The sequence below is a fragment of the Paenibacillus sp. FSL R5-0473 genome, from assembly GCF_038004565.1.
In the GTDB taxonomy this organism is placed as follows: Bacteria; Bacillota; Bacilli; order Paenibacillales; family Paenibacillaceae; genus Paenibacillus; species Paenibacillus amylolyticus.
The window spans coordinates 6342666-6355980 of the sequence record NZ_JBBORL010000001.1 but is presented as its reverse complement, the minus strand read 5'-3'; the positions used below and the strand labels follow the sequence as shown (position 1 = coordinate 6355980).

Genomic DNA, 13315 nt, shown 5'->3' with positions numbered 1-13315 from the left:
TGATAAGGGGGAGCGCACATGGCGACCAAACACCTCAAATCGCTGGTGTTGTATACCGGTCTTATCGGGGGCATGCTCATATCCATGTTCCCGTTCTATTGGCTGATTGTAATGTCTACCCGGACAACGTCCGATATCTACAAGTTTCCACCCCAGCTCTGGTTCGGGGGCGAATTGTGGAATAATATTACGCGGGTGTTACAGCAGATTGACTTCTGGGGCGCCTTTCTGAATACGTTGTTTGTGTCGGCCCTCGTGACCATACTTGTACTGTTTTTTGACTCACTGGCGGGGTTTGCGTTTGCGAAGTTTGAATTTCCCGGCAAAAAGTGGCTCTTCATCTTGCTGCTCGCAACCATGATGGTACCTTCCCAGCTGTCGCTGGTGCCTTCCTTCGTACTCATGGCTACGTTCGGTTGGGTCGGTTCCTTCAAAGCTCTCATTATTCCGGGCATGGTGAACGCCTTCGGCATCTTCTGGATTCGCCAGTATGCAACAGAGTCCATTCCCAACGATCTGCTGGATGCGGGCCGCATCGACGGCTGTAATTTCTTCCGACTCTATTGGAACGTGGCGCTGCCAATCCTGCGACCTGCCTTTGCTTTCCTCGGCGCGTTCACCTTTATCGGCGTATGGAATGATTATCTGTGGCCTTTGATCGTCCTGACGGATGAACGCAAATATACGTTGCAGATTGCGTTGTCTCAATTAAACGGGTTGTATAACACAGACTATGCAATGGTTATCGCTGGTACGTTGCTTGCCGTCATTCCGCTCATCGTTATGTTCCTGTTCATCAGTCGCCAGTTTATTTCGGATATTGCCGCAGGGGCGGTGAAGGACTAAGATTGTGGCATTTTGATCCATCCCTCAAGTCTGATATTCTTATCTATAGATGAAATAACAGATGCCATATAAGTTGGATGAATAGCACCACGTGCACGAAGGGGACAGAAAGGGCCTGAAGAAATGGAGTTAAAAGCTTTCCAGAGGAAAGCTACTTCGAAAGCATATGCTTCGCATTTACGCGATCGGAAGGCTTTCTGTACCCGAAGTGTTAACGTGTAACAGCATTCATTTCACTTATATATTTAAGAAAGAGGGATGACAAAATGGCTTCTTCACCCTATATGATCGGCGTAGATATCGGCACGACCTCCACCAAGGCCGTCTTGTTCGAACAGAACGGAACCATTGTGGCTCAAGGCAGTGCCGACTATCCGCTATACACCCCCACACCTGCGATTGCGGAGCAGGATGCGGAAGATATTTTCAAAGCAGTCATCGAGTCCGTTAAACAGGCCACTTCCAAAGCGGGAGTGAAGCCAGAGGACATCCTGTTTGTATCCTTCAGTTCGGCCATGCACAGCATTCTGCCAGTCGATCAACACGGCAAACCGCTGATGCGGGCCATGACATGGGCAGATAATCGCAGTGCCGAGTGGACGGAAGTACTCAAATCCGAGATGAATGGTCACGAAATATACCTGAGAACAGGTACGCCGATTCATCCGATGTCCCCTCTCACCAAGATCATGTGGCTCACCCGGGATCAGCCTGAATTGTTCAGACAGACGCACAAATTCATATCCATGAAAGAATATGTTTTCTATAAATTATTTTCTGAATACGTCATTGATCACTCCATGGCCTCCGCAACCGGACTCATGAATCTGGAGAAACTCGACTGGGATGCTGAAGCGCTGCATGTAGCGGGCATTACGCCGGAACACTTGTCCCGATTGGTCCCAACCACACATGTGCTGAAACATGGGTTGCACCCGGAGTACGCCAAGGAAATGGGCATTGCGGTCACCACACCATTTGTCATCGGTGCAAGTGATGGTGTGCTCTCCAATCTGGGCGTGAACGCCATTGATCCGGGCGTCGTGGCCGTGACCATTGGTACCAGTGGAGCGATTCGTACAGTCGTAGATAAACCGGTGACCGATCCCAAAGGACGCTTCTTCTGTTATGCGCTCACGGAGGATGCCTGGGTCATTGGCGGACCGGTGAACAATGGCGGTGTTATTTTCCGCTGGATTCGGGACGAGTTTGCAGCTTCCGAGGTGGAGACTGCGAAACGACTTGGCATCGATCCATATGAAGTGCTCACTCGTGTCGCGGAAAATGTACCTCCGGGTTCGGAAGGTCTCTTGTTCCATCCGTATATGACAGGTGAGCGGGCTCCGCTCTGGAATCCCAATGCACGGGGTTCGTTTTTCGGCCTGACGCTGCATCATAAGAAAGAACATATGATTCGCGCCGCGCTCGAAGGTGTGTTGTTTAACCTGTACACGGTCATGCTGGCAATCGAAGAAAAGATTGGCCGTCCGAAAAAAATTCAGGCGACAGGCGGCTTCGCCCGCTCTGAGTTGTGGCGCCAGATGATGGCCGATATTTTCGATCAGGATGTCATCATCCCCGAAAGTATTGAAAGCTCCTGTCTCGGCGCAGCCGTACTGGGCTTGTACGCTCTTGGCCGCATCGATTCCCTGAGTGCCGTCTCCGGCATGATTGGATCAACACATCGGCACCAACCAGACCCGGACAGTGTCCGCGTGTACCGTGAACTGCTGCCGATCTTCATCCGCATCTCCCGCAAATTCGAAGAAGAGTATGCGGATATCGCTGCCTTTCAGAATAAGACGATGCAGGGGTAGGGAAGGCGTGGGACCGCATGCAGGATAACCGGAGAACGGGACGGTGTGAGGGCTAGAAGGTTAAAAGCCTAGGATGTTGCAACACGTTGGACGGTCAAAAGTTGAGCATGGAATAGCTAACGAATCGTAGACATCTTATATGAGGTTTATAGCATGTTTTCAAAATCTAACGAACCTGAGCCACCTTATATCGGCTTACATGGGCACAAAACTGCTCTAGAACCTAATATGTAGCCAATTAACGTGTCTGTGGTTCGTTAGAAATTTATTTTCTCCAAATATCCTCCAATAGCACGTCTCAGATTCGTTAGAATTGAAAGAACATCGTTTCCATGCAGCAAGACACCATCTCCTAAGCTGCGTCTGGCTAAGAATAAACTAAGGCTCTAGCGACTACGTCTTATGCACGTTCATGAGGACCGTCCGCCATGTTTAAAACAGGTGGGAGGGTCTTTTTCATGAACAGATTTTTATGTACAAATCTTCATGTACAGTTTTTGTGTACCAATTTACCTGTAGAAACTGTGCTAACAGAATGATGAAGCCCTCGTCCTCAGCGCCGTTCAAATCACCTAAATATGCGACCAAAAAAAGCCCCACAGCTTGAAAGACTGTAGAGCTTCGTTTCCTAACGTTTCATTATTACCATTTATACTCCGCTATTACTGATTATACTTGCTGAACGCATTCTGGTCGGCCTGTACATTCTCCAGATACACAATCTGTCCCGCATCATTTACACGTGCGATATCGATGCCTGCTTTGGCATATACCGTTCCGTCTGCCGCTTGTCCGCATACCGCCCAGTTCGTTTGGTAACTGCCGTCGGGCTGTTGCACCCACGCATCCCACATATGTTTTACATCCTTATTGTATTCGTAGAAAGCTTTCATAAAACCATCGAATCCTGTTCGGCTGGTGCCGTTAAGCACAATCTCCGCGTCCGGTGTAAACAGGGACAATAAGTCCTGCATGGCGCGCTCGTCTGTACGTGAAGCATCAAATAAACGGAAATAGTTGTTCAACAGTGTAGTGGTACTCATTTATATTCCTCCTAGAATAAAAAGCCGTTTTCCAATCTTTCAGTTCGAATATTTTCGAACTATTGAAAAGAAATGTATCATACTTCTTATACTGCCTGCAAGAAATATATAAGTTGAGACCGACTTTTACACTAACACGGAGAGTGCAGAACCAATCTGAAGAAGCGAAGCGTTCGCCTTTATCACCGGATTTTTCCCTTGGACCAAGGGAATAAAGAAAATCTGGGGATAAGAGCGATCGAAAGATGGTACTGCAATCGGAGTAAACAAGTGTAATAGTTACAAGTTCAACTTCTATAGTTCGAAATATTTCAAACATTGAAAGAGAAAGCCGAATATGCTAACGTCATAGATATGAGAACTCCAACGATACCTATGGCTTCGGAATTGAAGTTGACCACGGTCTGCAATGCATTGGGCGATCCAATCCGCATGAAAATTGCACACTGTCTGGCCAGTTCTGGCGAGAAAAACTGCTCCGCCTTCGAAGTTGACCATATTTCCAAATCCACGTTGTCCCATCACATCAAAATTTTACGTGAAGCTGGCGTGATCCAGCCACGCATTGAAGGTAAACAGCACTTTTATTCCCTACGAAAGGAAGAATTAAACGTACGTTTTCCAGGCCTCGTCGACATGATTCTGAATACAAACGAGGAATACGTAAATTAAAGTAAGCAGGTCTAAGATTGAAGAATCACAATGATCATAATCGCAATTCCCATAAAGGAGGCTAACCATATGGACAAAAAGGCGGCAAAGATACTGCTGAGCACCTTCTGGGGAGGTGGCGGCTGGAAAACAACCTCTCTACCCTTCTCTGGAGATGAATTTGAATATGCCAAAAGCAAAGGTGTTATGTTTGATCCACTCACGATCACGCATGACGAGATTGTCCAGCGTCTATACGACATGCATCAGGATGACTCGTTCAAGGAACGGGTGATTTCGGCCTTTCTACACAGTCTGTCCACCAAAAAAGTCTATCTGCGCAGCGCATTATCCAGCTGGGCTTTAACATCGAACGTGCCTTTACACACCTATGCGGAACGCCCTGCCCTTCACCCTAACACCAGTGCCTGTGGAGATTGTAACTTCCTGCGTTTGCAGTCAGACAAGGAATATTCCAACGTCGACTTAAACGTCCTTAATTTTGAACGGATTAAGTGGGGCGGCGTGCGTCACGGCTGGCTTATCTATTGCCTGATGGATCTGGAATTACTGCTTCAGGACAACGATGCGAAATATGAAGTAACCCCTGAAGACCAAGCCATCCTGGTCAACCTGCTTGAAGCAGCTCAGACGGAAGACCCCAAAGACAGTGCTCGCTCACTTGAGAAGAAGTGGAAGGATCTCTTCCCTTCCAGCAAACAGGAGCGGGATGCCCTGCTGGAAATCTGGGCGGCAGCCGGCATACTGGCTCCTGGAGATAAACCAAGAAAACGCAAAGGTGGTTCCAGTGATTTTGTCTTTGCAGCAACCTGGCAAGGTGATGATGGATATCATACAGAAGCCGTAAAACATTATTTCGGCTCCTATCTTCCTCACATGCAATAAAACCTGAACTTTTGCTCACCTTTGCGTACGTCTGGTTACAATAATGACATCGACAGATTTCCTGTTTAACTCGTATAATAAGGGGAAATTGGTAGATGGGAGTGAAACAAGCGAGTTTATGGTATACATACTGGCTTTTATAGTGTCTTTTGCTGTCGTGGTTCTGCTTATTCCACCGCTTGGTCGATTGGCTCACCGGCTCGATTTTGTGGACAAGCCTCGGGAAGATGTGGAGCGTAAGCTACACAGGCAACCTATCCCGCTCACGGCGAGTTACGCGATATTTACTGGATTTTTCCTGACATACATTGCTCTTACAAAAGAAATCACATGGGAAACAGCGGCTCTAGTCGCTGGTGGTATGCTTCTGCTAACGATTGGTACCGTCGACGACTGGTACAAAACAAAAGGCAAAGATTTTCCTGCCCTGCCCAAAATGCTCGTACAAGTCTCTGCGGCAGTACTCGTATTTGCTTCTGGCATTGCGTTCACCGGATTTGTGAATCCCTTCAACGCGGAATATGTCATGCTTCCGATCTGGCTGCAATTCATTCTCACGATCCTGTGGATCTTCGGGGTGACAACAGTCATCAACTTCTCGGACGGCATGGACGGACTGGCTGGCGGGTTATCGGCCATCTCGGCAATTACCCTGTTCATCGTGGCGCTTGCCAAAGGTCAAAGTGATTCCGCACTCATGTCGATCATTCTGGTCGGTGTAACGATTGGTTATCTGAAGTACAACAAAGCTCCTGCCAAAGTGTTCATGGGTGATGCAGGCGCTACGTTCCTTGGCTTCATTCTGGCGGTTATCGCTCTGGATGGTGCATTCAAACAAGCGACCATGTTGTCCATCTTCATTCCCATTCTGGCGCTGGGTGTACCGATCTTCGACAACATCTTTGTCGTTATCAAACGTTTCATTCAAGGTAAAGCGATCTATCAGGCCGATGCGAGTCAAGCTCATTATCGGTTGCTGCGTGCCGGATTGAATCAAAATCAGGTGGTGGGTGTGCTGTATCTAGTCAGCACATGTCTGTGTCTATCCTCCATTATTCTGATGTTAGTAGAGTTGTAAAACCAAAATAACGATGAAAATAATAGAAGCCACCTTCATTGCGTTGAGGGTGGCTTTCTTATGATGTTTTTTTTGGATCGCTTGCCTTTTTTCGTTTCAGTTAAAGCGGAGTGATTCTAACTTACGATTTAACAGCCCCTGCCATAGCACCTCCAACAATGAAACGTTGCAAAGCAACATACAGGACAACCAGTGGCAAGGTAACAATCAGAATGCCACACGCGAGCAGCGGCCAGTTGTTCATGTACTGTCCATAAAATGTAAAGAGTCCTTTGGTTACCGGCTGATAATTCGGATCAGATAAATAAATGGTCGGCCCGATAATATCGTTCCATACACCAATCGCGGTAAGAATAATACCTGTTGCCAGGATTGGTTTCATTAACGGAACAAGGATGGTGAACAGATACCTTGTATACCCGCACCCGTCCATGGCAGAGGCCTCATCCAGTTCACGCGATATTGATTTGATATAACCCACAAACATGAGAAAGGCAATGCCCGTACCTGTCGTCTTCAATAAGATGTACCCGATTTGGGTGTTGTAAAGACCCAGATTATTGATCAGGGAAAACTGCGGAATGAGCGGGTTGGGAAGGTACATGGAAATCAGAAAGAAAATATAAATGAGTGTGCTGAATTTAACATATCTGCGTGCGAGCGGGAATGCAGCAAATATAGATAAAATCAACGTCAGCAGGGTGGACATCCCTGTATAGAGCACACTGTTCCACATATACTGAGAGAAGTTCCCTTTGTTCCATGCTTCGGAAAAGTTCTCAAGCCGGATCCCTTCAGTAAGAGCTACAGGATCGAGCAGATACTCTGTCTGTGTCTTCATGGATACATTGAACAGATAGAATAGAGGGAAAACGTACAACGCAAGCATGAGCAGAACGATAACGTAGCTGACCATTCTGGACGTTTGGCTCTGTTTCATTACGCTTCCACCTCTCTTCTGCGAAGGTAAAATAAAGCGACCATCGATATGGTAAATACAAAGAGGAACTGAATCATCGCGACAGCAGAAGCCAAACCGTAATCAGCCGTTCCTGTGCCAAATGCCGTAGCATAAACATCAAATGCAAGCGTCGTTGTATTGAACTTGCCGCCTGTAAGTACATAGATAATATCAAAGGTTTGCAATGCCCCTATGATAGACAAGAGCATGTTAACCGTGAATGCAGGAGCAATCATGGGGAATGTAATGTTTGTAAATGCTTTCCACCCCGAAGCACCATCCATGTAACCCGCCTCATACAGATCGCTCGGAATAGACTGCAGACCTGCAAGAAAAATCGTCATGGAGTAACCCATGTACATCCAGATCTGAACAAAAATAATCAGTTCGAAGGCGATATTATAATCGCCAAAAAAGTTGGAACTGGTACCCAAGAAATTCAGAAAGGACTGGGCTGGTCCGCCCAGCGGATTTGCAACGAGTTGCCAAATGAGTCCAGACACAGTAACCCCCAGCACCACTGGCAAAAAGAATACCGCGCGATAAAATTTATCGCCTCTAAGCTTTTTATTGATCAAAATCGCTATAAACAAACCCACTGCATTTTGTATGATCACAACAGCAAACGCAAAGTATAAGGATCGCCCAATAGCATCCATTCGGTCTCCAGCATTGGATGCACCAAAAAATGTTTTATAGTTTTCAAAGCCGATAAAGCTCCATTCCTGGCCCCGAACACCAGTAGCATCTGTAAACGAAAACAGTATCGTCACAAGTGATGGACCGAAGCCAAACACGACATAAAGTAACAACGGAATGCTCAAATACAGATAAGGAATAAGTCTTGCCTTACCTTTCCCAAACGGATACATCATCCTCACACCTTTCATGGGGTAAAACTAAGACATAAGAAAACCGGAATAACAGCCTTGTCTGGCCTGAAGGCTCAGACCCGAGCGCTATTCCGGCGCATGCGGCCAACTTGTGCCATGAATATGAATGATTATGAATTACTTTGGAGCAGCAGCATCCCAGTCCGCTTGGGATTTACCCGCAAGCTCTTCCGGTGTTGCAATCGGTCCGGCTGGCTTGAGCATCTCTGCGTGAACGCTGGCCTCAGAAATGTACTGTCCTACATTCTGACGGTTAATGAACAACTGATCCCAAGAAAGTTTAAAGTCCTCCAGGTAAGGCTGAATGCCTTGGATAAACTCACTTGTCATCTCCACATCAGGCTGTGTAGGCAGGAAGCCGGCTGCATTCACAAATTCCGTGTAGTTCTCTTTCTCCGATAACATATCAAGCCATTTCATTGCGTAATCCTTGTTCGGTGAGTTATCCACCACCATCCAAGTCATATCGTATTTACCCGCCAGATTTTTGTTCTTGGCTGCATCATTGCTACCTGGAATTGGGAAATATCCAAACTTCAGATCAGGGTTGGCCGTTTGAATTGTTGTTGCATCCCAAGTGCCGTCAGCAATCATAGCCACCTTGCCTGTAGCGAACAAACTGGGCAATGTTCCGTAGTCAATACCCATGAAACCAGGCATTGCATTGTTCATCAGATCCTGAGATTTCTGCAAGACTTCAAGTTGAACCGGATCCGTCAGCTTGGTTTCACCAGTCCATAGACCTTTGATATAAGCAAGCTGATCTTCATGAATAGAGGCCTGAAGCCCTTGCACCGCAAGACCTATTGGCCATACATCTTTACCCGCCAGACCCAGCGCTTCGACACCATTGTCTTTGAACACTTTGATAACATGTTGCAATTCATCCCAGGTTGTAGGGATTTCCAGATTATATTTTGCGAAGAGTTCCTTATTGTAGAACAGTCCTGTGAATGCCACCTTGCCCATGTTTACACCGTACACCTTATCGTTATACGTCATTGCGTTCTGTACATCCGCTTCATTGTAGTTTTTGATAAAAGATTGATCAGACAGATCACCGATTAACCCGGCATCGATCCATTGCTTCCACATCGGATCAGCAGCACCACTGGACCATTCCTGCGGAGCGCCTACAAAGCTTGATTTGAGTGGAATGATATCTACGTCCCCATTACTTCCGGCGTTCATCCGTGTTTGCATCAACTGATCGTATGTCGCGTCTGCCGGAACCGTAGTATATTCCACCTTTACGTCCGGATATTTCGCTTCAAATTTCGTATTAAACTCTTTGATGTAGTTGTTAATATTCTCTTGCTGCCAGTGAATGATCTTCAAGGTAACTTTTTTGCTGCTGTCTGTAGCCTGAGTTCCTTCTGATTCCGAAGAGCTGTTACTACAAGCGGCGAGCACACATAATAAAGCGGTTACAAGTACAATGGTTAAAGTCATTTTCTTCATTTTCGTTGTCCCCCATATTTTTGAATTAAATCTACGAAATCAGTTTCGTTAATTCCACCCTTATTATGACTTCAGATCTTTATTTTGTAAATAGTCATTTTGTTTTTTTGATTTCCATGCTTTAACACGCTTGATAAAAGCTTTATTTATTGCTGTATACGTTGAAATCAAGGTACCCTTTACGATAGTCACGAAAGTTACGAAACACAGCACATGACATAATTTCATTTAAGCCCCAGACAACCCGGCATTCCTTTAAATGGACTCAAAATCTGTAAAATAATTAAGATTACGAGCTAAAATTCGTCCTTATTTTCGCGACAAACCTCCTTGATCACTTCAAACCTATGGATGCATATCATTTCAAGTGTAAAACCCTCTCTCTGCTGTTGACTCTCCGGTCTATGTAGCATAGAATACTTGCAAGAAAGCGAAAAAACCGATACAGCCCCAGTTTACGAAACCAGTTTAGGAATCCGAGGGATGTTTATGAATATCAAAACGATAGCGAGTTTAGCCGGCGTGTCTGTAGCCACGGTGTCCAAGATTATCAATAACTATCCAGATATTAGCGAGGAAACGCGCCAGCGTGTGCTTAAAATTATGGAAGAGACAGGCTATCGTCCATCTTCTTCAGCCAAAACACTGGCAACCAAAAAATCCAGCCTCGTTGGCGTTGTGTTTGCAGGGAAGCTGAACGTGGATTTCAGCCACCCTTTCTTCGTACAGGTTATCAATGCGTTTAAGAAACAAATTGGCTTGCTTGGATACGATCTACTCTTCTTCTCGAATGAGAAGTTTCTGGATCAGGGTGAGGACTACTTGGCGAGATCCAAGTATTTTCAAGTGGATGGCTGTATTATTATTGCGGGGGATGAGGTCGAGAGCAGCATATTCGACCTGGATGCCAGCCCGATTCCTTGTATCGGAATAGATATCGAGCTAACAGGACAAAGCTCCTGTTACATCATGTCCGATAACGATAAGATCTCAACCAAAGTTGTAGAACAATTTTATATGAACGGTTATCGAGATGTTGGTTTTATCGGGCTGGAGCGCGCCTCTCTTGTGATGCAACAGAGAGAGATGGCTTTCAAACGTTCACTAAATCAGTTTAGTCTTGATGAAAAACCCGAGTGGGTTGTATACAGCAAAGATTATGCTGCAGCGGATGGATACGAAGCGGCCAAGAAAATGCTCGCCTGCAAGACTCTGCCACGTGCCGTGTTTGCAGCCACAGATCTACTTGCCTTTGGAGCTATTCGCGCCTTTAAGGAAGTGGGGTTACGCATTCCAGAAGATATAGCTGTGGCAGGTTGTGACGACATCGAAGCCTGCCGTTATACCGATCCACCGCTAACAACCGTCAAGCAGGATACCGACAAAATTGGACGCCTTGCTGCCATGATTCTGTTTGATCTGATGAACAAACAAATGGATAATCGTTGCATTAAAGTTGAGCCGGAACTGGTTGTGCGTCAATCCTGTGGCACAGCCATGCTGCTGGCACAGGAAATCTGAGCGTTAAGTCCTTAGGACTGGCTGCTGCAGATCAATTCACATCATAGACATAGCGATTTTTCATAAAACTCCACATCAAGAAACGAAAAGGGGATGTCCCATAAGTCATGAATATGACAGGGGACATCCCTTGTTTGTGTTATTTGTTTTAATGTACCTGAGACACGCTATCCGCTCCCATTTGCCGAGAAAGTTCCTGCTATCTGGAAGCGGCAGTAGGCAGCTTGCCCTCTACTGTCTGCAAGTCAGACCATCCGGGTCGATCAAGTTCAATGAGACGGCGGTATCGCTCTTCCCCAGCCAGCAATTGTTCGTGAGAACCCTGCATGGCAATCTTTCCATTTTCCATAAAAATAAGTTCGTCCATCTGTTCCGCACCAATCAGGTGATGGGTGACCCAGATCATCGTTTTGCCTTGCAAGCTGTCCAGAATGGTGCGCATCAACTCTCGTTCCGTCACCGGATCAAGCCCTACGGTTGGTTCATCCAATATAATAACAGGTGTCTCCCGAAGCAGTACCCGGGCCAGTGCAATTCGTTGCCTTTCCCCACCGGAGAAACGCAGACCTGTCTCCAGCATTGGCGTATCATATCCCTGCGGCAAGGATTCGATCAGACCGGATAACCCTACTTGGGCGGCTACCTGACGAATCTCCTCATCCGTTGCATGTGGACGACCAATCCGCAAATTATTGGCTACCGTGGTGTCGAACAGGTGTGGACTCTGATTCAGCACTGCGATGACATCAGTGACACTCTCACCCAAGGTCTGCACAGGCATATTATTGATCAGAACTTTCCCCGCAGACGGAAGTAATGCCCCCTGAATCAGCTTCAACAAGGTTGATTTGCCACCGCCGCTTCGTCCAAGAATGGCTAATCGTTTGCCTTGTGGCAGATGAAGAGATACATCCTGTACGGCGTAGGAATCATCCGCTGTATAACGGTAACTTACGCGATTAATCTCGATGTCTGCTCTGAGTTTGGGTGGAATGCGAAGACGAATTCGTCTGTCCGGGATAACCTTCGCAGCTGGCAAGGACTCCGATGTCTGTCCGGCCATCACGTTGCCGTTTTTTACTACAGAGATCGATTCGCCCGTTCCATCCGCATCACCAACTCCATTCTGCAACGGAAGATACCCTTTCCCTTCGAGCTGTTTCAAGCGATCCAGTGATTCTCGATACTGGGGAAGATGCTCCACCGCATCCCCTACAGGCAGAATTGATTCCGTGAGCGGAAATAATACCAATACAAAAGCAGCAATCATCACGGCAGGCAATTGCCCGATAGAAGCGGCATTTCCGGCCCATAACGTAACCGATACCACCAGCAGGCCAATGACAGACTGAGCCATCAGATCACGCCAGCGTGTCCAGCGCCGCAACTTGCGACGAATCGCGTCGACCTGTTCTTCCGCTTCTTCCTGCTGCTGAACAAATTCGGCCGCTCGTCCACTTGCAAGCCAATCTCCCAGTCCAAGTACACCGTCGGTCAGACGGGTATACAACCTGCTGTTTTCCTTTTTCAGCCGTACACGCCATTTCCACGTCACTTTCAGGGAGATCGCAGGTAACACGGCAACGAGAAATAACATATACAAGCCCATCCACACCGCAAATCCCAGATCAACACTGCCAAAGGCAATCACAGCCCCACCGTACATTACAAGTGCGGTAACGGCGGGAAAAACAGTACGCAGATAAATATCCTGTAACCGCTCCACATCATCGGCGAGTGCTCCAAGTACATCCCCGGTCTGCATACGAGAACGCAGGAACAAGGCCTGTGGCTCCAGAATGCGATATAATTTCACCCGTTGATCGGCCAACACCCGCAGTACGGCATCATGTCCTGCCAATCGCTCGATATATCGAAACACGGCGCGGAATATCCCAAATGCACGTACACCAACAATAGGTACATACACCATCAAAATATTTTCAGGACGCAGCGCAGACTTGGAGATCAGAAATCCGGAGGTAAACAGCAGCAGTACCGCACACAGTGTAGCGCATGTACCTAGCGCAATGACTGCGATGAATCTCCAGCGGTACTGTGCCACATACGGAGCAATCCAGCTATTTTTTTCTTTTCCGTTACGGACGTTCTCCATATGTTCATATCCGGACTTCATT

At 46.9% G+C, this 13315-nt stretch carries 11 protein-coding genes; 6 read left to right on the top strand and 5 right to left on the bottom strand.

The window, feature by feature from the left end; genetic code table 11:
* Positions 1–18 precede the first annotated feature (18 nt).
* Positions 19–846, top strand: coding sequence for a carbohydrate ABC transporter permease (locus tag MKY28_RS27925; protein ID WP_340937583.1), 828 nt, complete (start codon positions 19–21; stop codon positions 844–846).
* Between the two features lie 266 nt (positions 847–1112).
* Positions 1113–2663: a gluconokinase gene (gntK, locus tag MKY28_RS27920; protein WP_340937582.1), complete on the top strand. Its 1551-nt coding sequence runs from the start codon at positions 1113–1115 to the stop codon at positions 2661–2663.
* 662 nt (positions 2664–3325) lie between these two features.
* Here the strand turns inward: gntK and MKY28_RS27915 are convergent.
* On the bottom strand, positions 3326–3706 hold the full coding sequence (locus MKY28_RS27915; protein ID WP_076209652.1) for a nuclear transport factor 2 family protein: 381 nt from the start codon (positions 3704–3706) through the stop codon (positions 3326–3328).
* Between the two features lie 354 nt (positions 3707–4060).
* Here MKY28_RS27915 and MKY28_RS27910 point away from each other — a divergent pair, with 354 nt between their 5' ends.
* The 3 genes from MKY28_RS27910 to MKY28_RS27900 all read left to right on the top strand — a co-directional run bounded on the left by MKY28_RS27910 (position 4061) and on the right by MKY28_RS27900 (position 6341).
* Positions 4061–4378 carry an ArsR/SmtB family transcription factor gene (locus MKY28_RS27910; protein WP_047840829.1) on the top strand — a complete coding sequence of 106 codons (318 nt, stop codon included), beginning with the start codon at positions 4061–4063 and terminating at the stop codon, positions 4376–4378.
* A gap of 69 nt (positions 4379–4447) precedes the next feature.
* Positions 4448–5263 carry a hypothetical protein gene (locus MKY28_RS27905; RefSeq protein WP_340937581.1) on the top strand — a complete coding sequence of 272 codons (816 nt, stop codon included), beginning with the start codon at positions 4448–4450 and terminating at the stop codon, positions 5261–5263.
* Positions 5264–5381: 118 nt separating this feature from the next.
* A complete protein-coding gene (locus MKY28_RS27900; RefSeq protein ID WP_036613004.1) occupies positions 5382–6341 on the top strand; it encodes an MraY family glycosyltransferase in 960 nt (319 codons plus the stop codon).
* Between the two features lie 121 nt (positions 6342–6462).
* Here the strand turns inward: MKY28_RS27900 and MKY28_RS27895 are convergent, their stop codons facing one another.
* From MKY28_RS27895 to MKY28_RS27885, 3 genes are all read right to left on the bottom strand, one after another.
* A complete protein-coding gene (locus tag MKY28_RS27895; RefSeq protein ID WP_074092669.1) occupies positions 6463–7281 on the bottom strand; it encodes a carbohydrate ABC transporter permease in 819 nt (272 codons plus the stop codon).
* Complete coding sequence (locus MKY28_RS27890) at positions 7281–8174, bottom strand: carbohydrate ABC transporter permease (RefSeq protein WP_340033069.1); 894 nt, start codon at positions 8172–8174, stop codon at positions 7281–7283. Before MKY28_RS27890 ends, MKY28_RS27895 begins: the two co-directional genes overlap by 1 nt.
* A 138-nt stretch (positions 8175–8312) precedes the next feature.
* On the bottom strand, positions 8313–9656 hold the full coding sequence (locus tag MKY28_RS27885) for an ABC transporter substrate-binding protein (RefSeq protein ID WP_340937580.1): 1344 nt from the start codon (positions 9654–9656) through the stop codon (positions 8313–8315).
* Between the two features lie 489 nt (positions 9657–10145).
* On the opposite strand from MKY28_RS27885, the gene MKY28_RS27880 reads away from it, so the two are divergent.
* Complete coding sequence (locus MKY28_RS27880; protein ID WP_036667984.1) at positions 10146–11177, top strand: LacI family DNA-binding transcriptional regulator; 1032 nt, start codon at positions 10146–10148, stop codon at positions 11175–11177.
* Between the two features lie 199 nt (positions 11178–11376).
* Here MKY28_RS27880 and cydC read toward each other — a convergent pair whose 3' ends face one another.
* On the bottom strand, positions 11377–13314 hold the full coding sequence (gene cydC / locus MKY28_RS27875) for a thiol reductant ABC exporter subunit CydC (RefSeq protein WP_340937579.1): 1938 nt from the start codon (positions 13312–13314) through the stop codon (positions 11377–11379).
* Position 13315 lies beyond the last annotated feature (1 nt).